Annotated in this window: 17 protein-coding genes; 9 read left to right on the top strand and 8 right to left on the bottom strand. The window is 69.2% G+C overall.

Features of this window, described 5'->3' with window-relative positions:
• Nucleotides 1–141 precede the first annotated feature (141 nt).
• Genes ACFXJL_RS07100 through ACFXJL_RS07080 form a run of 5 tightly spaced genes read right to left on the bottom strand, consistent with a single transcriptional unit; the run spans nucleotide 142 to nucleotide 4870 of the window.
• Nucleotides 142–918 carry an ABC transporter ATP-binding protein gene (locus tag ACFXJL_RS07100; RefSeq protein ID WP_384636696.1) on the bottom strand — a complete coding sequence of 259 codons (777 nt, stop codon included), beginning with the start codon at nucleotides 916–918 and terminating at the stop codon, nucleotides 142–144.
• Complete coding sequence (locus tag ACFXJL_RS07095) at nucleotides 915–1940, bottom strand: FecCD family ABC transporter permease (RefSeq protein ID WP_384636693.1); 1026 nt, start codon at nucleotides 1938–1940, stop codon at nucleotides 915–917. Before ACFXJL_RS07095 ends, ACFXJL_RS07100 begins: the two co-directional genes overlap by 4 nt.
• Nucleotides 1937–3016 carry an iron chelate uptake ABC transporter family permease subunit gene (locus ACFXJL_RS07090; RefSeq protein WP_384689970.1) on the bottom strand — a complete coding sequence of 360 codons (1080 nt, stop codon included), beginning with the start codon at nucleotides 3014–3016 and terminating at the stop codon, nucleotides 1937–1939. The genes ACFXJL_RS07095 and ACFXJL_RS07090 overlap by 4 nt, the downstream gene beginning before the upstream one ends.
• Nucleotides 3006–3878 (bottom strand): siderophore-interacting protein, encoded by an 873-nt coding sequence (locus tag ACFXJL_RS07085; RefSeq protein ID WP_384689967.1) that lies wholly within the window; start codon nucleotides 3876–3878, stop codon nucleotides 3006–3008. Before ACFXJL_RS07085 ends, ACFXJL_RS07090 begins: the two co-directional genes overlap by 11 nt.
• The gene (locus ACFXJL_RS07080; protein ID WP_358876774.1) at nucleotides 3875–4870 is read right to left on the bottom strand and encodes an ABC transporter substrate-binding protein; all 996 of its coding nucleotides are present in this window, start codon (nucleotides 4868–4870) and stop codon (nucleotides 3875–3877) included. Before ACFXJL_RS07080 ends, ACFXJL_RS07085 begins: the two co-directional genes overlap by 4 nt.
• A gap of 110 nt (nucleotides 4871–4980) precedes the next feature.
• Between ACFXJL_RS07080 and ACFXJL_RS07075 the strand changes: the two genes are divergently transcribed.
• A complete protein-coding gene (locus tag ACFXJL_RS07075; RefSeq protein ID WP_384689963.1) occupies nucleotides 4981–5853 on the top strand; it encodes a helix-turn-helix domain-containing protein in 873 nt (290 codons plus the stop codon).
• Nucleotides 5854–5857: 4 nt separating this feature from the next.
• On the opposite strand, the gene ACFXJL_RS07070 is transcribed toward ACFXJL_RS07075, so the two are convergent.
• Nucleotides 5858–6451 (bottom strand): dihydrofolate reductase family protein, encoded by a 594-nt coding sequence (locus tag ACFXJL_RS07070; protein ID WP_384689960.1) that lies wholly within the window; start codon nucleotides 6449–6451, stop codon nucleotides 5858–5860.
• A 518-nt stretch (nucleotides 6452–6969) separates the two neighbouring features.
• Here ACFXJL_RS07070 and ACFXJL_RS07065 point away from each other — a divergent pair.
• On the top strand, nucleotides 6970–7368 hold the full coding sequence (locus tag ACFXJL_RS07065; RefSeq protein WP_358876777.1) for an SHOCT domain-containing protein: 399 nt from the start codon (nucleotides 6970–6972) through the stop codon (nucleotides 7366–7368).
• A gap of 243 nt (nucleotides 7369–7611) precedes the next feature.
• On the opposite strand, the gene ACFXJL_RS07060 is transcribed toward ACFXJL_RS07065, so the two are convergent.
• Nucleotides 7612–9837: an MMPL family transporter gene (locus tag ACFXJL_RS07060; RefSeq protein ID WP_384689957.1), complete on the bottom strand. Its 2226-nt coding sequence runs from the start codon at nucleotides 9835–9837 to the stop codon at nucleotides 7612–7614.
• A gap of 376 nt (nucleotides 9838–10213) precedes the next feature.
• Between ACFXJL_RS07060 and ACFXJL_RS07055 the strand changes: the two genes are divergently transcribed.
• Both ACFXJL_RS07055 and ACFXJL_RS07050 read left to right on the top strand, forming a co-directional pair.
• The gene (locus ACFXJL_RS07055) at nucleotides 10214–11452 is read left to right on the top strand and encodes a sensor histidine kinase (RefSeq protein WP_384689954.1); all 1239 of its coding nucleotides are present in this window, start codon (nucleotides 10214–10216) and stop codon (nucleotides 11450–11452) included.
• Nucleotides 11453–11508: 56 nt separating this feature from the next.
• Nucleotides 11509–12228 (top strand): response regulator transcription factor, encoded by a 720-nt coding sequence (locus ACFXJL_RS07050; protein ID WP_358877070.1) that lies wholly within the window; start codon nucleotides 11509–11511, stop codon nucleotides 12226–12228.
• Between the two features lie 68 nt (nucleotides 12229–12296).
• On the opposite strand, the gene ACFXJL_RS07045 is transcribed toward ACFXJL_RS07050, so the two are convergent.
• Nucleotides 12297–12788 carry a DoxX family protein gene (locus tag ACFXJL_RS07045; protein ID WP_384636674.1) on the bottom strand — a complete coding sequence of 164 codons (492 nt, stop codon included), beginning with the start codon at nucleotides 12786–12788 and terminating at the stop codon, nucleotides 12297–12299.
• 289 nt (nucleotides 12789–13077) lie between these two features.
• On the opposite strand from ACFXJL_RS07045, the gene ACFXJL_RS07040 reads away from it, so the two are divergent.
• From ACFXJL_RS07040 to ACFXJL_RS07020, 5 genes are read left to right on the top strand one after another with little or no spacing between them, the layout of a single operon-like run.
• Nucleotides 13078–14322, top strand: a complete 1245-nt coding sequence (locus ACFXJL_RS07040; protein WP_384689951.1) for a hypothetical protein — start codon at nucleotides 13078–13080, stop codon at nucleotides 14320–14322.
• 42 nt (nucleotides 14323–14364) lie between these two features.
• Nucleotides 14365–15657, top strand: a complete 1293-nt coding sequence (locus ACFXJL_RS07035; RefSeq protein ID WP_384689948.1) for a toll/interleukin-1 receptor domain-containing protein — start codon at nucleotides 14365–14367, stop codon at nucleotides 15655–15657.
• Nucleotides 15658–15713: 56 nt separating this feature from the next.
• Nucleotides 15714–16640, top strand: a complete 927-nt coding sequence (locus tag ACFXJL_RS07030) for an AAA family ATPase (RefSeq protein WP_384636665.1) — start codon at nucleotides 15714–15716, stop codon at nucleotides 16638–16640.
• 3 nt (nucleotides 16641–16643) lie between these two features.
• Nucleotides 16644–17612 carry a hypothetical protein gene (locus ACFXJL_RS07025; RefSeq protein WP_384689945.1) on the top strand — a complete coding sequence of 323 codons (969 nt, stop codon included), beginning with the start codon at nucleotides 16644–16646 and terminating at the stop codon, nucleotides 17610–17612.
• Nucleotides 17609–21565, top strand: a complete 3957-nt coding sequence (locus ACFXJL_RS07020; protein WP_384689942.1) for a CHAT domain-containing protein — start codon at nucleotides 17609–17611, stop codon at nucleotides 21563–21565. The genes ACFXJL_RS07025 and ACFXJL_RS07020 overlap by 4 nt, the downstream gene beginning before the upstream one ends.
• Nucleotides 21566–21775: the final 210 nt, after the last annotated feature.

Genomic DNA, 21775 nt, shown 5'->3' with positions numbered 1-21775 from the left:
GACAACACGGCCGGATGCGCCTGCGCCACGGGTGGGCGTCCGTCCAGAGGGGGCCGGATCTCGCACCACCCGCAGCCGGCTTCGTACCGACGGCCCAACGGCCGCACCCACCGGCGCAGGGCCCGTTCCTGGAAACGACCGTCAGGTGACGGGGACCACCATCGGGGTACCGGTCACCGGGTCGGGGATGACGACGTTGGGCAGCCCGAGCACCTCTTCGATCAAGGGCGCGTCGACGATCTCGGAGGGCGGCCCCTCGGCAAAGACACGGCCCTCCTTCATCGCCACCAGATGATCGGCGAACCGGCATGCCTGGTTGATGTCGTGGAGCACCGCTATCACCGTCCTCCCCTTGTCCCGGAGCTCCGCCAGCAGGGCCAGCAACTGGTACTGGTGGGCCAGGTCGAGGAAGGTCGTCGGCTCGTCGAGGAGCAGGTACGGGGTCTCCTGCGCCAGCACCATCGCCACCCAGACGCGTTGGCGCTGGCCGCCGGATACCTCGGTGACCTGGCGGTTCGCCAGTTCGGTGACACCGGCAGCCGCCATCGCCTCGCGCACGGCGCGTTCATCGTCGGCGGTGCCGAGCGAGAGGGCCGAGCGATGTGGGAAGCGTCCCCTGGCGATGAGTTGGCGCACCAGGAGGTTGTCCGGTGCGGTGAGTTCCTGGGGGAGGAATCCGATCTGCTGCGCGATCGCCTTGGGCTTGTAGACGGCGATGGCGCGCCCGTCGAAGGAGACCGTCCCGGCGGTGGGCTTGAGCAGCCTGACGAAGGCCCTCAGCAGCGTTGACTTGCCCGAGGCGTTGGCGCCCACGATGGCGGTGAACGCGCCGTCGGGGACGGAGAGCGTGAGATGGGTGGCGACCGTCCGGTCGCCGTAGGCCAGGGTGAGGTCCTGTGCGGTCAGTCGTGCGGTCACGGTCGGTTGACTTCCTTGATGAGCAGCCAGAGCAGATAGAGCCCGCCGATCGCGGTCGTCACCACTCCGACCGGGAGCGCGATGGGCGCGATGAGGGTCTGGGCGACCAGGTCGGCTCCCAGCAGCAGCACCGCGCCGGTCAGGGCGGACGGCAGCAGGGGCACACCGGGCGCCGCGGTGAGACGGCGGCCGATCTGGGGTGCGGCCAGCGCGATGAAGGCGATCGGTCCTGCGACGGCGGTCACGATGGCGGTGCACCCCACTCCCGCGACGATGGTCAGCAGTCGGTGTCGGCCCAGGCTGACGCCGGAGGTGATGGCGAGTTCATCGCCGAGCGCGGTCTGGTGCATGGCACGGGAGACTCCGACGAGCAGTGCCGCGAGCGCCGCGGCGACGCACAGGGGCAGGGTGAGGTCGTCCCAGCCGATGCCGTTGAGGGAACCCGCGCTCCAGCCGGCGGCGGCGAAGGCGACGTCGAGTTCGGCGCGGAGCACGATCCAGGAGTTGAACGCGGTGAGCATGGCGTTGACCGCGATGCCGATGACGATGAGCCGCATCCCGCTGATCCCGGAGCGCACCGACAGCAGCAGGATGACGGCGGCGGCCAGGAGTCCGCCGATGACCGAGCCGACGGCGAGTTGTGCGGAGGTCCCGGCGAGCACGGTGATCGCGACGAGGGCGCCGGTGTAGGCGCCGGCGTCGAGGCCGATGACGTCCGGGCTGCCCAGCGCATTGCGGGTGAGGTTCTGGAAGACGGCGCCGGCGCAGCCGAGGAGCGCGCCGAAGGCGATTCCCGCGGTGACGCGGGGCAGTCGCCACTCCTGTACGACGACCACGGACTCACCCCGTCCGGTGAGCGCGGCGAGTGCTTCCAGCGGGGTGTTCCAGGTGTCTCCCCGGCACAGGCCGGCGACGGCGAGCACCAGGAGCACGACGAGGAGCGCCGCACAGCCCATGACCGTACGGCGTTCGGGGCCGAAGGCCCTCGGCAGCGGTGGAGCGTCGTGGGTGAGCAGGTTCATGGGGCCATCGCCCCGTGGCGGCGGACGGTCCAGATGAGGACCGGGGCGCCGAGGAAGGCGGTGATGACGGCCACGGGCACTTCACCGGTGGTGAGCACCACTCGGGCGCCGATGTCGGAGACGAGCAGCAGCACCGGGCCCAGGACGAGTGAGTACGCCATGAGCCAGGGCACGGAGGCGCCGGCCAGCCGTCGGGCGATGTGCGGGACCATCAGTCCCAGGAAGACGATCGGCCCGGCCACCGCGGTGGCGGCGCCGGCGAGCACGGTGATCACCGCGAGGACCGCGATCCGGGAGCGTACGACGTGGATGCCGAGTGCGTGGGCGACGTCCTCCCCCAACGACAGGGCGTTCAGGGCCTTCGTGAGGGCCATCGCCGCGATGAGTGCGGCGGCGATGGTGAGCATGGGCAGGGCGATGGGCAGTTGCTCCCGCCCCGCCAGTGAACCGACGGCCCAGAACCGGAAGTGGTCGAAGACGTCCGGGAACACCAGCCGCAACCCGAGCGATACGCCGGCGAGTACGGAACTGAGGGCGATGCCCGCGAGGACCAGCCGCAGTGGCGAGGTCCGCCCCACGAAGTGGACGGCGAGCGCGGCGAGCAGCGCTCCGAAGAGGGCCAGCGCCAACTGCGCCGGCTGGGACCGCGCGATCCCGAAGACGGTGCCCAGGGTGATGGCGAAGCCCGCGCCCGCGGTCACACCGAGGATGCCGGGTTCGGCGAGGGGGTTGCGGGTCAGCGTCTGCATCAGGGCGCCCGCAACGGCGAGGGCGGCTCCGGCGCCGATGCCGAGGACCGTCCTGGGCACCCGGATGTCACGGATGATCAGTTGGTGGTCGGCGCCGGTGTAGTCGGTGAAGGATCGCCAGATGTCGGCGGGCGCGATCGTCTGCGCACCGATGCCGACGCTCGCACAGGCGACGAGCAGCAGCAGGGTGACACCGGCGACGAGGAACACGGCCTTGGCCGGCCCCGCTCCCGGGACACGGTCGGGCCGGGACGCCGGAGACTGCTCCGCTCCCCGGGCGGGGTGCGGAGCAGTCTTCGCGGCGACGGTCGGTGGATCAGTCCTCAAGGCCGGCGACTCCGCGCTTCCAGTACCCCGTGAACAGGGCGTCCAGCCGGCCCTTCGCCCAGGCACGCAGGGGTTTGATGTCCTCCGCCTCGCCGGCTGCGAACAGGAAGACCCGCGGAGCGGACGAGGTGGGCGAGGTGGCCGAGGTGGGGAGTGCCAGGGCGGTGACGGTCGCCGCGAGGTGTGACCGGCCGTCCTCGCGTACCAGGCGGGTGATGCGCACCCCGTCGCGGTGGGTGAGCGGATAGGCGTGCTCGTCCTGGTGACCCGTCTCGATCACGAGGTCCGCCGAGACGTCCTGCGGCGACTCCTCCAACCAGCGGGCGGTGGCGGGCAGGGCGGTGGCGTCGACGGCGAACACGTAGTGGTCGTACACGTGCGGGAACGCCTTCGCTCCGGGTGGGCCGGCGATCGCGATCTGATCGCCCGGCCGGGCCGCGCGGGCCCACTCCGAGGCGATGCCACCGGCGTGGACCACGAAGTCGAGGTCCAGTTCGCGGGTGTCGGCGTCGAAGCGCCGGACGGTGTACTTGCGGGTGGTGGGCAGGGGGCGGGGCCAGTCGAGGGCGAGTTCCGCGTTGGCGGTGGGCAGCCGGAGCGCGCCGTCCGCATCGGGAAAGACGAGCTTGACGTGGTCATCGGCCTGGTGGGTGTGGAAGCCGTCGAGCGCGGGCCCGCCGAGGGTCAGCCGCAGCATGTGCGGGTTCAACTGCTCGGTGCGGAGCACCTCGACGGTGCGGATGCCGATCGGGTACCCGATGCGGGCGATGCCGCGGCCTTCCCGGTGGTGGGCTGCGACCCGGCCGCCGGGGTCCTGGCGGCCCTGCGGCTCAGGGCGGTGGTGCTGTTGGGGCGTGCTCATGGCTTGAGCAGCGGCGCGAGCGCCTCGTCGACGGCGTCCAGGGTCTTCAGGGCGGAGGTGTAGGTGGCCGCTTCGGTGTACTTGAGCGGGAAGACCTTGCCTGCCTTGACCGCGGGCAGGTTCTTCCAGAGCTTGGAGTCGAGCACGTACTGCACCGCCTCGCTCACCGATCCGTCGTCCTCCACGGAGTAGGTGATGGCATCGGCGCCGCCGAGGCTCTGGGGCAGCTTCTCGATGGAGGGGAACTCGGCGACGTCGAGTGCGCCGCCGCCCTTCTTGGCCACTTCACCGGGGTACTTGACCCCGATGTCCTGGGCGATGTTGGTGCCCCAGGACGAGCCGAACTCCCGCTGGAAGGTGCCCTTCGCGATGTCTCCGTAGCCGCCGACATGGCCGAACTCCAGGCCGCCCAGCGCATCGGCGTACTTGGCGGTCAGCTCGGACGACTTCTTCTTGTAGGTCTCGCGGCCCTTCTCGAAGTCGTCGAGGCGACCGGCGGCATCGGACTGTCGCTCGGACAGTTCACGCCAGGCGGACGGCCGGGTGGGACCGATCGCGACCACGGGGGCGATGGTCTCCAGCCGCTTGATGTCGATGTCGGCGAGCACCGGCTTGGGCACTCCGATGACGATGAGGTCCGGCTTGACGGAGGCGATGGCCTCGTAGTTCGTCTCCGCGGCCATGGCGCCCGCGACCTTCTTCAGCTTGTTGTAGGTGGCGAGGTCGTCCTTCTCCATCATCGCCAGCCCCCGGTCCCAGGTGGATATGCCCACCAGCGGCGCTTCCGCCTCGATCAGCACCGGCACCGCATAGCCTGTGGCGACGACGCGCTCGGGCTTGACGGGGATCTTGATCTTGCCGTTGTCCGCCGCGTAGACCCGGGTCTTGTCCGCCGTGGACGAGGCGTCGGAGTCGGACGAGCCGCAACCGGCCAACAGGGCGGTCGTGAGCGCCAGAGCTCCGGTGAGACGGAGTGAGGGACGAGAGGACATGAGCGCGTTCCTTCGGGGTGCACAGCCAGTACGCCACCCCGGAACCTGCGGGCGACCCGCTTAGGCTAGCCTTACCTGATTTCGTTTCGATGTCGATGACAGGACAGTTCATGTCGGCCACAGGACACATCAGAACGGCTCCTGCCCGCTGTGAGGAGTACGGATACGGGCTCGGGCGCCCCTCCGGCATCCTCGTGTTCCGCTATCTCTCAGCGGGAGCACTGGAGTTCGGCGCCAACCGGCAGGACTTCCTCCACCAGCTCTACTGGTCACCCGACGGAATGCTGTCCACGGTCTACGGAAGGCACAGCCGCTTCGTCGGCCCGCAGGAAGGGTTCTGGTCGGAACGGGCCGTGAACCACGAGGTGCGCGCGGCGGACCGGCAGACCGTCTACCGGATCTGTCTGCGCCAGGCGCCCGAAGCACTGGCGGATCTGCGCACAGGGCCCGTCGAGATCGACCGCGAGGTGGCACGGCTCATCGAGACGATGGGCAGCCCGGGGTGCGAGGAGGACACGGCGCTGGATGCCCGGGAGCATCTGATGACGGCTCTGCGCCCCTCGTCCTTCGAGGTCACCGCGAGCGCCACCCGCCCCGGCCGGCCAGCGGTGGCCCCCGAGGACTCACGCCCCACCGGCCCCGCCGGCCCCACCGGTCATGGCCATGCCCTGGCCGTCGCCCGGGCGCTCTCGCACGACCCCAGCGACGACACCCCGCTCGACGAGTGGGCAGCACGGCTCCACATCAGCGCCAAGACCCTCCAGCGCGACTTCCTGCGCGAGTTCCAGATGCCCTACACCCACTGGCGCACCCGGCTGCGACTGCGGACGGCCCGGGTCCTGCTGGGGGTCGAGGGGGTCACCACCGTCGCCCACCGCGTCGGGTACGCCAGCCCGTCGGCCTTCGTGGCGGCGTTCGCGAAGGAGTACGGAGTGACCCCCGGCCGCTATCTCCGCGAGCTGCGCCGGAACGACACCGGCTGAGGGCTCACCCCTCCACGCGCCGGTAGGTGCACACCTGCACCCCGGCCTTGCTGGTGACCGCGGAGACCAACCGGAGCGTGTGGAGACCGCCGTCGGCCGGGAAGATCGTCTTTCCGCCACCGACCAGCACCGGCATGATCATGAGCCGAAGTTCGTCGACGAGACCGTCGCTCAACAGGCTGCGCACCAAGGTGGGGCTTCCCATGACGAGCAGGTCCCCGCCCTGTGACGCACGCAGTTCCGCGATGCGCGCGCTGGCTTCGCCACCACGGATCAGAGCGGTGTTGTTCCAGCTCAGATCGGCATCGCTCAACGTCCCCGACACCACGTACTTCCCGATCGCGTTCATCCGGTCGGTGAACGGATCACCACCGCGCTGCGGCCATGCCTGGGCCATCGTCTGCCAGGTGTGACGGCCCAACAGCAGCGCCTCGGCCCCGCTCATGGCCTCGTCGAAGGCGCCGCCCACCACCTCGGGATCGAAGAAGGGGTGAGTCCAGCCCCCGTGGGCGAACCCACCGCTGGTGTCCTCATCCGGCCCGCCCGGAGCCTGTACGACGCCGTCCAGGCTGATGAACTCAACGACCACGATACGCATGGGATGTCTCCTTCTCGCTGTTCCCTCAGGCTGTGCGACCGCCGCGACCCCGACAACTGCCATGGCTGCAACGGCTGCTCCAACAACCTCCACCAACACAGACGGTCGCGGCGGACGAAAATCATCGCGCAATGGCAAACCCCGGCCGGGAGCACCGCCGGCGGCTGACCGGTCAGGCCGTCGCTCCGTAGGTACGGGATACGGGATACGGGCGAAGGAGACGATCCGTACGGGATCCCCGACGGGATCCCCGAACGTGCGGGCTGCCAACGGCAGGGGAACACCCGAACGGCGTAGATGAAGGTGCGCCGGCCACCGGTCCCTCCTTCACTGAAGCCAACGACTCCCGGAACGGAGTGGCCCGGCCCATCGGCGGAGCCGCCCCCGCGCCGGGGTCCGATGCGCCCGCAGTGCCGACCCCACGAGCGCCACGGGGCCGGGACCGGGGTGCCGCCCCCGCGGACGCACCGGGCGTTGCCCCGGCAGCGCATCGCGGTCCCAAGTGAACGGAGCAGACCGTGGACGACTATCCGCTTCTCAACCTGTTCTGGACCATGCTCTGGTTCTTCCTCTGGATCATGTGGCTGTTCCTGCTGTTCAAGGTCGTCGGCGACATCTTCCGCGACCACGAACTGCACGGTTGGGGCAAGGCCGGCTGGGTCGTCCTGGTCATCGTGCTGCCCTATGTGGGCGTCCTGATCTACTTGATCGTCCGCGGCAAGTCCATGGGCAAGCGCGACCTCCAGGCCGCCCAGGACCGGGACGCCGCCTTCAAGGCGTACGTCCGCGACGCAGCCGGCTCCGGTGGTGGCGGGGGCAGCGGGGTGAACGACCTCACCAGACTGGCGGAGCTGAAGGAGCGTGGCGTCATCAGCGACGAAGACTTCCAGAAGGCGAAGGAGAAGCTGCTCGCCTGAACCCTCCATCCCCCGGCTGACGATCTCTTGTGCGATGCGGACTCCGGACGCCGGACGCCGGACGCCGGACTCCAGATGTCGGACCCCAGACGCCGGACCCCTTGACGGCCGCTGGCCCGGATCGTCCGCTCCCCTCCTGGTGAGGCGGGCGGGAATCCGGGCCAGCGGCCGTCGATGTGCCAGGCCGTCCTAGCTAGTGCTGTGACCGGAAACGTTCACCGGCCCGCGACGCCCGGCACAGCACTAGCGGACCGGGTACTCGTCGTGGAGCTGCTGCACCGGATACTGGTGGGCCTGCTCGACAGGCTGGGTTTCCTGGCGCTCCGAGGCATGGCGCCCCGCGGTGCGGTCGGGTCGCCGCGGCCACCACAGTCCTCGGCCCAGCAGTACGGCCACCGCCGGGACCAGCACGATCGACAGCACGAACGAGGACAACACGATGCCCAGGGCGGTGGCGAAGCCGACCTCCTGGGTCGCCGGGTTGGCAACCAGACTGGCGAAGGAACCCGCGAGCACCAGACCCGCGGTGGCGATGGCGGGTGCGGTGTGACGCACGGCCTCGGCCACGGCGTGCCGCACGGAGACCGGCTTGTCCATCTCTTCCCTGATCCGGTCGCTGATGAGGATGTTGTAGTCGGTGCCGAGTGCGACGACGAAGAGGAACAGCACCAACGGCAGTGTGAACGAGATGCCCGGTCGGTCCAGCAGGTGCTGGAAGGCCAGGGTGCCCGCGCCGAGGGTGGCCGCGAACCCCAGTCCCACCGCGATCATGAGCACCAGGGGGGCCAGCACCGAACGCAGCAGCAGGAGCAGGATCAGGGCGATCAGAGCGGCTGCGATCGGAAAGACCAGCCGTAGGTCCTTCTCCACGGCGGTCGCGATGTCGGCGAAGACGGCCGCTGTTCCCGTGATGTGCGCTTCGGTGTTCTCGGGGGTGTTCTTCTCGATGGCGGATCGCAGGGGGCCGGACACCAGGTCACGGGCCTGTTGGGTATCGGACTTGACGGCCAGGATCACATCGATGCGTGCGGCCGTGCGATCGGGGTTGAGGGTGGGCGAAGCCACCTGCCCCACTCCTTCGACCTTGGCGAGCGAGTTGGTCAGACCGGACAGTGCGTCCTGCCGCAGGGTGCCGCTCTCGCTGCGGACGTAGACGGTGTGCGGGTCGGTGGCGCCCGCGGGCAGGCTGCGGGAGATCTCCGCGGCAACCTTGACCGCGTCCGTCTCGGGCAGACCGGCCGGGTCGTAACTCATCTTCACACCGACCACACCGGCCGACAGCACCCCCAGCAACGCCAGGCTGCCGAGGAGGTAGCGCACGGGCCGTCGGGTGATCTCCAGCCCGAGGCGGGCACTGACGCCGCCCTGGCGTTCCTTCTTCCACGCCTTCGAGGGCCAGAACATGGCACGTCCGCTGACCGCCAGGAGTGCGGGCATCAGGGTGAGGCTCGCCAGCAGCATCACCAGTACGGAGATGGCGATCGCCGGGCCGAGGACCCGGAACTGTCCGAAGCTCGCGACACCCAGCGTGGCGAACGCCGCGACGATCGTCAGCCCCGCGGACAGGATGGCGTTGCCCACCCGTCCCGCCGTCGCCGCCGCTGCCGTCACCGCGTCCTGCTCCGGGTGGGTGCGCAGCTGCTCACGGAACCGGAAGAGCAGGAAGAGGAAGTAGTCGATGCCGATGCCCAGCAGGACAACGGTGATCAGGGACGGCGTGGACGCATCGAGTTTGATGTCGAGGAGCTCCGCCGATCCGGCCACCGCTCCGGCGGCGACGCCACCGATCAACGACACCGCGATCAACGGGAGCAGCGCGGCGAGCACACTGCGGAACACCAGGACGTTCAGCAGGACGATCAGGCCCATCGTCAGAATGCCGATGATCTTCTCGCGGAATTCGCCCGCCTCGACGGTGTCCGCGGTGCTGGCGATTCCACCGGTGAATCCGACGCGCATCGCCTTCTCGCCGAATTCTTCCTCCGCGCTGTCACGGAATTCCCGATAGATCTCCTGGAGCCCGGGGTCGTTCATGTTTCCGGTGACGGAGACCGAGAGCAGTTGGAAGGTTCCGTCCGGGGCCATGGGGCCGACGGACACCCTCGGAGTCTGGGAGTGGTCCTTCATCAGCGGCATCTCGGGCTTGGGCCCGATGACCCGTCGTTCGCCGAGCTCAGCGGTTACTTCGCTGATCTTCTTGCGGTCCTGGACGGTCAGTTTCTTCCCGTCGGTCCTGGCGACGAGGACGGTGGCCGCATTCCCGTCGGGTTTTGCGTCGAACTCGTCCTCGGCTATTTTCAGAGCCGCAGCCGAATCGTAGCCCTTGGGCAGGAAGTCACCCGCCTGTGAATCGGTGGCGCTGAACATCATGGATTGCCCCACGACGGTCAGCGCCGCGCCCAGGAGGGTCCAGACGATGATCGTCACCCACCGCCGACGCGTCGCGAACGATGTCAGACTGCGAATCATTGTTCTTCTCTCGGAAGTTGGCTGCACGGACCCTTCGGACCCTCCACAGCCCATCAGGAACGGCCCTGCGCGGGCATCGGCCGGGGGAAGGGGCCGCGACCAGGACCGGGGTCCGGTGCTCCTCGGGCCCAGGACCCGGGTACTGGGTGGGTGTCGTCCCAGGTGAGGATGGCGACGGCGGTGGGATGTGATGCGATGGACCGCACGATTCCGGAAACCGTCACCCGACGGGCGCCGGGCCCGCGGCACCTCGGTCGCCCTCGACGGCCGTGCCGACCTGCTCGGAAGCGCGTGAGTGACGACGCATCCGCGAGCCGGCCGGATCGCCACCGCGGTTCCCGTAAACCCGTTCCACCTGTGTGAAGGAGGCGCCCCGATGGGCCCCGACCCCCGTACCGCGGTCCCCGTCCGGGCCCGCGGGCTCCGGCTGGACCCTCGGTGGTGGTGGCAACTCGCGAGCGAACGCGGGTTGATGTCCCCGGCGCTCTCCTGGCTCCGCAACGACGTCCTGATCCTGGTGGTCGCCGCGCTGGAGATCCTCGACTACACGGGGACACGCCTGGCCAACGGGAAGGAGATCACCGCCGTCGGTGTGGTCCTGCTCGTCCTGTCCGCCCTGCCCCTCCTGGTCCGTCGAGAACACCCCCTGGCGGCGCTCGCGGGAACCCTGGCCCTCCAGACCGTCGCGAGCCTGGCGACCCCCATGGCCCACGGCAACGGCGTGCCCACCCTGCTCGCCATGTACGCGATCACCAGGCTCTGCCCGCCGCGCACGGTGGCACTCGCCTTCGTGGTGATCCAACTGGTCCAGGTCTTCCGCGGTCTCTGGAACGGCATGCGCCCGCAGGATCTGGCGGGAGAGTGCCTCGGACTGTTCTTCGTGGTCATCCTGGGGTGGTGGGTCCGCAAGTGGCGTCGTCAGTTGGACCTCAACCGGGAACTCCTGGCCGAGCGCGCGGTGGCACAGGAGCGACGGCGCATCGCCCGGGAACTCCACGATGTGGTGGCCCACCACATCACCACCATGTATCTGATGTCCGGAGGGGCGAGGACCCATCTGGAACAGGACCCGGAGACCTCCCGGGAGGCGCTCGTCACCCTGGAGGCGTCCGCCCGTACGGCACTGCGCGAGATGCGGCAGATGCTCGGTGTGCTGCGGGGCGACGACACCTTTGAGGAAGCGCCGTCGCAGCCGCAGCCGGGCGTCGCCGACCTCGACGCCCTGATCGCCGAGTCCCGGGCCAGCGGTCTGTCCGCGCGGCTCGTCGTCACCGGTCAGCCGCGGCCACTGCCGACGACCGTGGGTCTCACGCTCTACCGGATAGCCCAGGAAGCGCTGACCAACGTCCGCAAGCACGCGGGCGCCGCCAGCGCCGACGTCCACCTCGGCTATCTGCCTGACCGGATCACCCTGGAGGTCACCGACGACGGTGCCGGAGGCCAGCGCCCCCAGGGTGTGACGGGCGGGGGATACGGTCTGCTGGGAATGCGCGAAAGAGTCGCCGTGCACGGGGGCTCGCTGGACGTCGGCAGGCGTGACCAGGGCGGCTTCAGGGTCGCGGCGACGGTGCCGCTGACCGACCACAACGACGATCGAGGAGTGAGGGTCCGATGACACTGTCCGCCCCCGCCGACGGCACCCCGGCCCTCACCGGCGCCATGTCCCCGCAGATGGACCGCCCCGGCCCTGACCCGTCCTCCGGACCGACCGCTCCGGACCGTTCCGGGACGATCACCGTGCTCATCGCCGATGACCAGCCCCTGGTCCGTCGCGGCTTGGCCCTGATCCTGCGCAACGCACCCGGCATCGAGGTCGTCGGTGAGGTCGCCGACGGCGAACAGGCCATCGCCGCGGCCCACGAACTGCGCCCCCGGGTGATCCTCATGGACATCCGGATGCCCGTGCTCGACGGGGTGCGCGCCACGGAACGGCTGACCGTCGAACTGCCCGAGTGCCGGGTGCTGGCCCTGAGCACCTTCGACATCGACGAGTACGTCATCCGCGCCCTGCGGGCGGGTGCATCGGGTTTCCTGCCGAAGGACGTGTCCCCGGAGGAGTTGGCCTCGGCGCTGCACACCGTCGACATGGGTGAGGCGGTCGTGGCCCCTCGGATGCTGACCCGGCTGATCGCCACCTTCATCACGGAGCAGACCGTCTCCAAGGACCTCTCCGAACTCACCCCGCGGGAGGTGGAGGTGCTGCGGTTGATCGCCTCGGGGCTCGACAACGGCGAGATCTCCCGCAGCATGCAGATCGGGGTCCAGACCGTGAAGAACCACATCACCAGCGTCTTCGCCAAGCTGAACGTCCGCGACCGGGCCCAGGCGGTCATCGCGGCCTATGAATCGGGTCTGGTCCAGGCCCGTGGCGCGGGCACCGACGGAACCTAGGGCCCCGCAGCTCGGCGGCCCGGAGCCGCACCCCGCTGGACCCCGCTCGACCCCGCTCGACGGGCGGTTCAGATGAGGGTGAGCGCCGCAGCTCCCATGTAGACGATCTGGAAGACGGTACGGGGTCCGATCGGAGCGCCCTGGGCCACCTTTCGGCGGGCGGCGGAGACATTGGCCGGGTACATCGCCGCCATCAGCAGGATCAGGCCGATCGCCGCCCAGGTGGAGGTGGCGGGGATCAGCAGGCCGACCGCCCCGGCGATCTCCAGTGCGCCGGTGATGTTCACCAGGAGCTCCGGCCGCGGCAACACCGGCGGAACCATCTCGACGATCTGCGGACGCAGCTTGGGGTGGAAGTGGGCGAACGCCGCGAGCAGGAACATCAGCGCCACGCCGACCTTGAGGGCGTTCTGCCAGTTGTCGAGCGCGTCCACTCCGGCCCAGCCGATGACCCGGGCCACGACGAGCCCCACGACGAGGGCGATGAACGGCTCCACGGTTGCCTCCGATGTGCGTTGGCCGTCGCCGTGCGGCCTGGTGCCGGATACGACCCGATCCACTGCACCACCCTCCGATACGGCCGGCACCCGCACGGCCGCACACAGCCGCCGTACGGGCGAGAGCTCCGCCCGTACGGCCGAAATCCCGGGCGCCGGCCAAAGTCCCGGGCGCCGGCCAAAGTCCCGGGCGCCGGCCAAAATCCCGGGCCGGCCGAAATCCCGGGTGCTCACCGGACGGCACACGCGGCCGATGGCGAACGGGAACACCTCGTTAGGGGGTCCAGGGTTCCGGAGCAGCGGCTGGGGAATCTTCGATAGCGTCGAGTGACGCGCCGCTGTAGGGGGGAACATGCTGGCTGCCGCACGGGCTGTGGTCGTTGTCGCGAGTACGGTCGTTCTGGCGGGTCTGGTCGTTGCCGCCGCGCTCACCGGTCTGCCGGTGTTCACGGTCCTCGCCCCCATCGCCGGGGCGTTCTGGCTGCTCGTCCTGATCGACAGTGGCTATCGCATCGGGCGGGAATGGGCACATCGACGGCGTAGGAGAGCCAGCAGGGCGCAGCGGGACGCCTGGACGCCCGCCGCCAACGTACGCCCGCCGACCGACTATCCCGGGGTGCTGCGACGGCGGCCGGGAAACGATCCGGTGGATCATCAGGGTGACTTCCGGGCCGTGGGCATCCGCCTCGCGGTGCTGCCCGCGCTCGCCGTGCTGTTCCTGACCGTGCAGACCTTGTTCATCAACAACGGCGAGCCTTTGGCGTTCGGATTCATCCTGGCCGAATGTCTGCTGTTGGTGGCCATGATCTGGACCATCTGGACGGGCCAGGAACCCAACAAGCCCTGGGTGGTCAATCGAATGCGGGCGGAGATCTTCCGCCGTGAGATGTTCCTGCTCCTCAGCGGTGTGGGCCCCTATCTGGACTTGTCTGACGCGGACGCGCAACGGGTGCGCGACGCCCGGCTGAACATCCTGGACAACGCCGATCGGCCCCAACTCGACGCACTGAACCGGTTCGTCGAGCGGACTCCTCTCGGCGATGAGCAGCACTGGCAGGATGAAGTGTGGCGCCGCAACTCCCCACAAGCGGGCCCGGCAGCCGACACCGTCGATCGGATGCGGACCTATCTGGACCACCGCATACGGCGTCAGGCGCTGTTCATGGAGCTAGCCCTCGCGAAGTGCGAGCGGACGGAGAAGTCCCTCGGTCGGGTGGCCAAGGCAATGGTGCTCGCCGGCATCGCCGTCGCCCTCATCTACGCGACCCTGCTTCTGACCGCCCCCGACGATCGCGCCCCCTCGACGACGGCGGCGATCGTCGCCCTCCTCGCCGCCGGTCTTCCGCCCATGTGCAATGCCGTGTTGGCGATCCAGAACCTGTTCGCCGCCCAGCGGCTGGCCGTCTCCTACCGGGAGACCCGCGAGGAGCTGCTGGGCCACGAGACCACCCTGCGCACCCTGCTGTCCGGGCCGGCACCCTCCGATGAAACGGTCTCGTTCAAGGCCCTCGCCGTACGCGTGGAGTTGACCCTCGCGGAAGAGCAGCGACGGTGGCGCATCATCGTCGTCAAACCGGAGTTCGACGCCGGTTTGTGAGACTCCCGGCGAATCAGCCGACAATGGATCACAATCGAAGACGTGAGGGATGTCTTCATCAGCCACAGCTCAGGCGGCGACGAGTTCGCGATGACGGTGTTGGAGACCGTCAAGGACGGTCTCGCTGCCAGGAAGTTCACACCCCTCGTGGACCAGCACGGCATTCCGCCCGGCAACGAGTGGCGCCCCGAGATCGTCGACTGGCTCGCCCGCTGCCATTGCGCCGTGTTCCTCGTCAACGAGAAGGCGCTGGAGTCCGACTGGGTGCGCCGCGAGGTCAACATCCTCTTGTGGCGCAAGGCGCTCGGCTCACCGTTGGCCGTGGTGCCCGTGCTCCTGGGCGATCTGTCGACGTCCGCGGTCAAGGCCGCCGGCCTGGAGGAGTTGCGTCCGTTCCAGTTCGCACGCACCCCGCGCGGTGCGCAGCACGACGCGCTGAGCATCGCCAACAAGGTCCTTGAGAGGTTCGCCGAGCTACCCCCGCTGCTGGACCGGAACGACCCGATGGCAGCCTGGTTGGACACGCTGTCGGAGTACCTCGGTGAGGCCCGGCACTCGGGCCGCCTCGTCAGAGCGGCAACCGCGCTCAAGTTGAAGGAGAAGCACCTCCCCCAACTCAACGGCGGCTGTCTCTTCCTCGCGCACCAGTTCCTGGTCGCCCCACCGGACCGAATGGAGCACGCGGTCGACGAGGTGGCGCCCTCCCTGTCGACGGACTCGCTCAAAAAGCTGATCGCCTGCCTGGAACCCACCTGGGTCGATGCGGAGGCCGCCCGAGGGGTCCTCCCGGGTGCGGAGTCCCAGCAGGGAGATGACCTACCGGCGGCGGAGCCCCAGCCGCAGGACATGACCGTACTGCTCAACGCCCGCAAGTTGAACACCGCCGAGCTCTACATACGTCGTGCCACCTGTTGTGCCACCCGCGGCTACCAGATGAAGTCGGTCGGCGGCCGGATGCCGACAGGCGAGGACCAGATCGGGGAACAGTTCCGTGAGTGGGAAGGGTTCGTGTGGCAGGAGTTCTTCGACGCGGAGGACGAAGAGGACCGCATCCTCCCGTCCGATCTGCACCAACGCGTCCACTACCTGATCATCAATGCCCGCAAGGCACCCACGGCCGATTTCGCCGAATCGGTCAGACTGCTCCACGGCCAGTTCTCCTGGCTGGTCGTGGTGGTGACCACGGGCACGGAACTACCCGACGACCGAGTCCAGGCCGCATTCAAGAAGCCGACCGTGTTGAAGCCCCTGCTCAACCACCAGGACGAGATCGACGCGAACCAACGCAACCAACGGCTCCGGGAGTTGCCGGACCGTCTTGTCGGTAGGTACTAGATGGCTGCCGCCCCCTGCCCCCTGGAGCCGGCCCCCGGCACACCCGAGGAGTTCTCGTGACCGCCCCGCCCACCCCCCACGGCCCCGATCCCCGGGACGGTCAGATCTACGACATGCCCCCCGACCTCGGGTTGGCCATCGAGGTCGCCCTGGCCACCCATCGACCGCTGCTGCTCAGTGGAGAGCCAGGGTCGGGCAAGTCGTCCCTCGCTCCCCACTACGCCCGCACCCACGGAATGCGGTACTACGAGCACGTGGTGACGTCCCGGACCCGGGCCACCGATCTGCTCTGGACCTTCGACAGCGTGCGGCGGCTCGCGGACGCCCAGGCGCACCGCCCCCACCTTCAGGACGCCGAGTACGTACGCCCCGGTGTGCTGTGGTGGTCGCTGGCGCCCGAGTCCGCCCGCACCCGCGGTGGGCTGTTCAGAGCGGCGGCGGCCCATGACCCCATGGACCGTTTCGCCCACGAACGCCAGGCCAAGAACGCCGTCGTCCTCATCGATGAGATCGACAAGGCCGACCCTGATGTGCCCAACAGCCTCCTCGTACCGCTCGGTTCACAGGAGTTCACCGTCGCCGAGACCGAAACCACCGTCTGTCGGGAACCCTCGGTCGGCGCACATCTGGTCGTGATCACCACGAACGACGAACGGGAACTGCCCCAGGCGTTCCTCAGGCGTTGCGTCACCTTCACCCTGCCGGCGCCGACCGTCGAGAGCCTGTTGCGGATCGCCCGGATGCATCTGCGCCACGACGGCCAGGAATGGGACACGGAGACCGAACAGCTGGCCGGGGCGCTCGCCGTCGAGCTGATGAGCGCACGGGAGGGCTCTGACGCCCGACGCGATCGGCTGCCCAGCACCGCCGAGTACCTGGACGCGCTGCGCGCCTGCCTCGCCCTCGACGTCCGGCCGGGCGGCCCGAAGTGGGAACTCATCCGCACGCTCACGCTCACCAAGTCACCCCAGAAGCAGGGCTGACCGGTGCGCCCGCAGATCTGGATCGGGGACGTGGTCCGCGCCCTGGAAGTGGCGCGTAGCGAGGACGAACAGATCGAAGTGCTGCGGGTGCTGGGCTTCACCACGGCCGCCGGCGCGTTCGTCGACGACGAGCCCTATCCCGCTCCTCCGCTCCAGGTCCACTCCCCGTCGGACGACGAACGGGCACCGCAGCGCATCGAACACGACCCGACGGGCCCCGACCCCGACGAGGAGCCCGATGAGGAACCGGCGGACCCGAGCACAGCCCTGGCTGAGCTACCGCTGTTGCGCCCTCTGCGCACCGAGACCACGGGCCCCGTCCCCGATCCCATCGAACGCCTCGCGCCCCCCACGAACGAACGCACCGTGCGCCCCCATCTGCCCCTCCTGGTCCCCCACTGGACCAGCGCCATCATCCGTGCCGCCCTGGCCCAACCGGTGGACGAAGGGCCGATCGACATCGACGCGCTGATCGAGATGCTCGCCCGGGGCCGGCCCGTCATCCGACTCCCCCGTCGCCCCGTACGCACCCTGCGTTACGGCGTCCAGGTGCTGGTCGACCGCGGCAGCTGTATGCAGCCCTTCCGACGCGACCAGAACCATCTCGTCGCCCAGATCCGCTTGGTCGTCGGACACGAACTCGTCGACGTCGGCTACTTCTCCGACGCTCCCCAACGCGGAACGGGCCCCGGCTCCCGCTGGACGCGCACCGACTACACCCCGCCGACGGGCGGGCAGCGCATCCTGCTGCTCACCGACCTCGGACTGGGTGGACCCCCCTACGTCCACGGGCGGAGCACCCCGGAGGAGTGGGAGGAGTTCATCGCCCTCGTCACCCGCGCCGGCTGCCAACCCGTCGCCCTCACCCCGTACCCGCCCACGCGCTGGCCGTTCTGGATGACCGCACTGCTCCCGCTCGTGAGCTGGGACCGGACCACCACCACCGGCCAGATCAGCGCGAGGATGCCGTGACCGATCTCCCCGCCGGCCTACCGCCCGCGCCCCCGCCCGGTGCACTGGAGCTCGCGACCACGCTCAGCGTCGCCACCCGCATCGAACCCGAGCTGATCCGTGCCGTACGGCTCCGCCTCCATCCGCACCTCGACGTCGGGGCCGAGGCCGATCTGTGGTTCTGCGACTGGGTGGACGCCCGCACCCACGATGCCATCGCACTGCTCCCCGAATGCCTGCCCTATCTACGGGGACGACTGACCCGTCGGCTGCTGGCGGACTCCAGGTTGAAGGACGTCTCCACCATCCTCGCCGAGCACCACGCCGGCCTCTCGCCCGCGCTCTTCCTGGAGGAGCAGATCACCTGGGCGAGCCTGACCGGTGACACCGAGGAGGCCGACCGACACCTCGGCCGGGCCCTGCACGCCCTCGTGCGGGAACAACGCAACGGGATCGCCGGCTGGTTCGCCGACGCCTGGCAGCGCCTGCCGGAAACGGCCCGGGAGAGCGTCACGGCCTGGAGCCTGGCCAACGCGGCCCGCGCCCATGTACCGAGCCTCGCCCTCGGTCCGGCACCGGACGTGACCCTCGCCGACGTGGCGACGATCGCCCCGGCCGTCGGCCGCGTCCGACTCGGTCTGCGCAGGGAGGGCAGGAACCTCCTCATCGGTGATGTCCAGGGACCGGACGCGGTGGCGATCCTGGTGCCCGACACCCACCCGCGGATGGTGGAGGTCCTCACCAACCGTTCCTTGCCCCCGGTACGGATCGAGGCCGGCGCGGTGGTTCGCGTGCCCGTGGGGCGGGGCGTGCTCAACCTCCGTACGGGTGCCGGGGAGATCTACCGCATCGAACGGCCGGGCCAGGCAGTGGACGCCGACGCCCCGGTGTGGGAGGTACTGGACAACCTGCTGGAGGGGTCAGACCCGGCCAGCCCCGGCCTCACGTGGCGTCTGGCGGAAGAACTCGGCCGCCTCGTCGAGCGCTTCCACCGGACGGACGGGGACCAACTACTCCAGGAGATCGTGCGGCTCGCCAGCCGGATCCTCCAGACCGGACGTGCGCCCCTGGACGCCATTGAGCTCCGGGTACGGATCGCCGAGACGTTCTACCTCTACGGCCTCCACTTCGGCGACCGGGAGTCACTGGACGAGGCCGTACGGGTGGCCAGCGAACTTCCCACGGAAAGCCCCCGTTTCCACCGCATCTCGGTCGTCCTCGGGGCGGCGCTGCGCGAACGATTCGCACACTCCCGGTACTTCCGGGACCTCGGCCGTTCGGAAGTGGCACTCACCCATGCCGTCGAGCTCACCATCGGGCAGCACGACGGCGGCTCGGAAGCGCTCTGCGAACTCCTGCGCACCCTCACCGTGAGCCTGGAAACCGACCAAACGGAAGTCGCGCTGAACAAGGCGCGGAACCTGACGTCCGTTGCCATGCGACAGATCGGCACTTCCTCGTCCCTGGTGGAGTTGGCCCTCGCGCAACTCCATCTGGCGGTCTTCACCGCCACGGGCGAGGCCGATGAGCTCTCCCGGGCCAATGCCCTCGTAACGGACTTCTGCGCAGTGCCCGGCTGGCCCGAACACGTCCAGGCGGAAGCACTGGCCACCCGGGCCGCGGTGACCCTGCACGGGCTGCGGCGCACCGGACGGCGGGCAGACCTCGATGCGGCACTGGCGGACATCCGCTCGGCGCTCTCGCTCACGCCCGCGTCCCGGGTCCGCCGAGCACTGCTGCGCGTCCAACTCGCCAACGCACTCAGGCTGCGCTTCCACCTGCTACGGGAGCACCGCGACCTCACCCGTGCCATCAAGGAACTCCAGAGCGTGGTGAAGCGACGGCAGATGCCCTCGCTGTGGCGCGCGATGAGCGCACTGAACCGGTGCCAACTCGACGACTTCGCCGTCACCGACGATCCGGCCACCCTGAGTCGTGCCGTCGACACCGCCCGGGAGGCGGTGGCCTCAGCGGACCCCCAGGGAGACCGCACACGGTGGACCCTGGCCACCACACAACTCGGAAAGACACTGCTCGTCCACTACCGGTCGACGAGGGACCTCGAACGACTCGGCGAGGCGATCGACACCTTCGAAGCGGCCGAGCGCCAGCCATCCCGCCTCCCTGCGCATGTGCGCGCAGCCAACTCGGTCGCGCTCGCCACCGCACTCCACGAGCGGGACCTCTCCCGTGCCCGCAACGACCTCGGCCGAGCGAGCCAGGTCCTCGCCAGGCCACTCCGGGAGCCCGAAGACAACCTGTATCGATGGGAGGCCATGATTATCACGGCCACCGCGATCGAACGGGCGCCCGACTCGGAGCGAACCCCCCGCGACGCAATGCCGGAAATGCTACATTTGTCGCAACAGTCGGCCGTGCCGCCGCTCCTGAGGCTGAGGGCCGGTCTGCTCGGCACCACACTGGCGATCCGGCTGAGGGACCAAGAAGCAGTCATGCGTGGCTACGAGGCCGCGACCCACGCCATGACAACGGCCGTCCTGCTCCACGAAGGGGACCACGAGGAGACCATCGCCCTGTGGGCGCGCCTCGGCCATGAGGCAGCCGCGTACTTGATCGAGGACGCCAGACCGAGCGGGGCACTGGTGTGTCTGGAGCAACAGGGCGTGTTGTTGCGACTGTGCAACCGGGGTCCCGACTTCATGGCCCGCCTGCTGGAGCGGGCGGCACCCAGCGTGGCGACGGAGCTGCGATGGCTCTGGAGACTGCTCCACCTCGACCTCAACCTCGACGAGCCGACCCGGGCCACGCCGTCCCCCGAGTTCGCACTGCGACTGAACGATCTACTGGAGTCGCTCCGTACGATCCCGGAGTTCAAGGGCCTCTTCCACCCCTTCGACTCCCAACAGCTGTCCGAGGTCGCGAGGGAAGGGCCCGTCGTCGTCCTCAACGCCGCCGCCCGCCGCTGTGACGCCCTGCTCCTGACACAACGGGGGCTGTCGGTCCTCCCTCTGGTACGGCTTGACGTCACCAGTCTGACCGAGCAGACCGAGCGCTATACCCGGGCCACGAGAGGACCCGTCTGGCAGAACGACACGCGAGTGGTGATGGACGTGCTGGAGTGGCTGTGGGACAACCCGGTCCGACAGGTCCTCCAAGAACTAAAGCTCGCCCCACGCTCCGGGCGGTCCAGGCGAACCCGTCCCGTCACCCCCACCCAGGATCGGTTCGACGCCGTAGTCGACCCACCCTTGCCGAGTGAGGAACTGCCCCGCCTCTGGTGGTGCCCCACCGGCCTCTTCACCGCGCTTCCGCTCCATGCCGCCGGGGAGTATGAGACGAGCCGTCCGCACACGGCCATGGACTTCGTCGTCCACTCCTACACTCCCGGCATCCAGGCCCTCATCGACGCGCGCCGCGCGGAGAGCCACAGCACAGCACCCCAACCGCGGATGCTGATCCTGGCTGAAGACACAGCACTGCCACACGCGGCGAGGGAGGGGCAGCACATCCAAGAGCTCGTCCCGGGATCAACACTGCTGGCGGGAAGCGAGGTGACCAAGAAGCAGGTGGTGGAAGCCCTCGCAGCCCATCCGTACTTCCACTTCTCCGGCCATGCGTCGTTTGAGCGCGACCAATCCGCCCTCCACATCAACCAAGAACGCCTGACTCCACAGGACCTGCCCGACGAACTCGCGGTGAAGGGCGCCCTCGCCTACCTGTCCGCCTGCGACACGCATGTGTCCTCCTCCCATACGGGCGAAGGGGCGTCTTGGTCCATTGCCAGCGCTTTCCAGGCCACTGGCTACAGCCATGTGATCGCCACAATCGGCCAGATCCCGGACCACCTTGCCGCAGAGATCGCCCCGTACTTCTACCGCCTGCTCACCCGCCCCGACGGTACCCTCCACGCTTCTCTCACGGCCCGCTCCCTGCACCAAGCACTCAGCCGACTCAACCCCATCCACCCGCAGTCCGTCCTCGCTCGGGCCGCGATGATCCACCTGGGGCCATGACCTGGGGCCATGAGGAGGGCGACCCAGCGATGTCCAACCGAATGAGATCGACCGCGACCGCTTAAATCGCCCCAGGTCAGGAGGTGGTCCCCGCAGGCGCAGGGTGTCTCTGTCTGAGAGGGCCTACGTGTCCGGCTCAAGCTCGCCGGGAACCGGCGCGGGGGTCAGGGTTGCGGCGTGGGTGGGGCAGGCGTGCAGGGTCACCGGTGG

This window comes from Streptomyces sp. NPDC059256 (assembly GCF_042753785.1).
GTDB lineage: Bacteria > Actinomycetota > Actinomycetes > Streptomycetales > Streptomycetaceae > Streptomyces.
The sequence above is the reverse complement of the archived record's forward strand: the minus strand, read 5'-3'. Positions and strand labels throughout refer to the sequence as shown.

What these genes read in the sequence shown, in the direction of transcription:
- ACFXJL_RS07095 (WP_384636693.1), bottom strand. Translation starts at nt 1,940, where the DNA reads ATGAACCTGCTCACCCACGACGCTCCACCGCTGCCGAGGGCCTTCGGC.
- ACFXJL_RS07085 (WP_384689967.1), bottom strand. Translation starts at nt 3,878, where the DNA reads ATGAGCACGCCCCAACAGCACCACCGCCCTGAGCCGCAGGGCCGCCAG.
- ACFXJL_RS07080 (WP_358876774.1), bottom strand. Translation starts at nt 4,870, where the DNA reads ATGTCCTCTCGTCCCTCACTCCGTCTCACCGGAGCTCTGGCGCTCACG.
- ACFXJL_RS07075 (WP_384689963.1), top strand. Translation starts at nt 4,981, where the DNA reads ATGTCGGCCACAGGACACATCAGAACGGCTCCTGCCCGCTGTGAGGAG.
- ACFXJL_RS07070 (WP_384689960.1), bottom strand. Translation starts at nt 6,451, where the DNA reads ATGCGTATCGTGGTCGTTGAGTTCATCAGCCTGGACGGCGTCGTACAG.
- ACFXJL_RS07060 (WP_384689957.1), bottom strand. Translation starts at nt 9,837, where the DNA reads ATGATTCGCAGTCTGACATCGTTCGCGACGCGTCGGCGGTGGGTGACG.
- ACFXJL_RS07055 (WP_384689954.1), top strand. Translation starts at nt 10,214, where the DNA reads ATGGGCCCCGACCCCCGTACCGCGGTCCCCGTCCGGGCCCGCGGGCTC.
- ACFXJL_RS07050 (WP_358877070.1), top strand. Translation starts at nt 11,509, where the DNA reads ATGGACCGCCCCGGCCCTGACCCGTCCTCCGGACCGACCGCTCCGGAC.
- ACFXJL_RS07040 (WP_384689951.1), top strand. Translation starts at nt 13,078, where the DNA reads ATGCTGGCTGCCGCACGGGCTGTGGTCGTTGTCGCGAGTACGGTCGTT.